Genomic DNA, 1,607 nt, shown 5'->3' on the forward strand with positions numbered 1-1,607 from the left:
CGGTGGCGCCGACGGCGGTGAAGCGGCTGACCAAGGCGCTGCGGGCGAGCGGCTGGAGCGTACGGGACTGAGGTGCGGGGCGTGCGGGACTGAAGCAAGGGCCTGACGGTGCTCCCACGCCTGGTCGTCTGGTCCGCCGCCGGAACCCCGGCACTGGCCTGGGAGTCGGTGCTGGAGGCGACGCAGGAGGACGGCACTCCGAGCGAACGGCACGTCGTGACCGACGCGACCACGGGCGGGCAGCTGTACGCCTACGAGGCCGTGCACACCGGCATCGGCCAGGGCCAGTACAACGGCACGGTGCCCCTGGGCACCACCCACACCCTGCTCGGGTACGAGATGAACGACACCGCGCGCGGCGGCCACCGCACCTACGACATGCACCACGAGGCCAAGGGCCGAGGAGACCTGTTCACCAACCAGACCGACCGGTGGGGCAGCGGCGACCAGAGCAACGACGAGACCGCTGGCGTCGACGCCCACTACGGCGCCGCCCAGACCTGGGACTACCTCCAGGACGTCCACGGCCGCTCCGGCATCCGCGGCGACGGCGTCGGCGCCTACAGCCGGGTCCACGCCGGTTCCAACTACGCGAACGCCTTCTGGAGCGACAAGTGCTTCTGCATGACCTACGGTGACGGGCCCGGCAACGCCAAACCCCTGACCGAACTCGACGTGGCCGCCCACGAGATGATCCACGGACTCACGTCCGCCACCGCCGGCCTGGAGTACACCGGGGAGTCCGGCGGCCTCAACGAATCCACCAGCGACATCTTCGGCACCGCGGTCTCCTTCCACGCCGACAACCCCACCGACGTCCCCGCCTACCTCATGGGCAAGCACCTCGACCTCGACGGCAAGGGCACCCCGCTGCGCTACCTGGACCAGCCCTCCAAGGACGGCCACTCCCCGGACTACTGGTACGACGGCATCGGCGGCCTCGACGTCCACTACTCCTCGGGCCCCGCCAACCACTTCTTCTACCTGCTGGCCGAGGGCAGCGGCCCCAAGACCATCAACGGCTACGACTACGACAGCCCCACCGTCGACGGCCGGGTCGTCACCGGCATCGGCCGGGCGGACGCCGAACGGATCTGGTACCGCGCGCTGACCACCTACATGACCTCCACCACCGACTACTCCGGCGCCCGCGCCGCCACCCTCCAGGCAGCCGCCGACCTCTTCGGCCCCGACAGCGCCACCGTCACCGCCGTCGCCGACAGCTGGTCCGCGGTCAACGTGAACGGCTGACACCATCCGAGAGGCGGCCCCGGATGACCGCTCCCCCCGTACGGCCCGCCGGTCCCGAGGACGCCGACGAGCTGCTGCGCCTGCGCGTCGCGGTGCTCGACGGCGCCCGGCCCGCCGACGACTGGCGGGCCGCCTTCCGCGACGAGATGCGCGCGCGGCTCGGCACCGACCCGGACCTGCTCGCCTTCGTCGCCCCCGCCGACGGCGGCGCGCTGGCGGCCTGCGCCATCGGCGTCGTCCACCGCTGCTACCGGGGCCCCAGCCACCCCACCGGCCGGTGGGCCCGGATCCACACCGTGGTCACCGACCCGGCCCACCGGCGCCGGGGCCACGCCCGCCCGCGGCTGCGGCTCGAT

At 72.7% G+C, this 1,607-nt stretch carries 1 protein-coding gene and 1 pseudogene; both read left to right on the forward strand.

Annotation, left to right across the window (positions count from 1 at the left end; genetic code table 11):
- Nucleotides 1–114 precede the first annotated feature (114 nt).
- Nucleotides 115–1,251, forward strand: a pseudogene (locus tag ACWDCZ_RS41165) (M4 family metallopeptidase); the annotation flags it as partial.
- A gap of 23 nt (nucleotides 1,252–1,274) precedes the next feature.
- On the forward strand, nucleotides 1,275–1,607 hold a 333-nt coding region (locus tag ACWDCZ_RS41170), incomplete at its 3' end, for a GNAT family N-acetyltransferase (RefSeq protein ID WP_449818697.1).

This window comes from Kitasatospora sp. NPDC001225 (assembly GCF_053597855.1).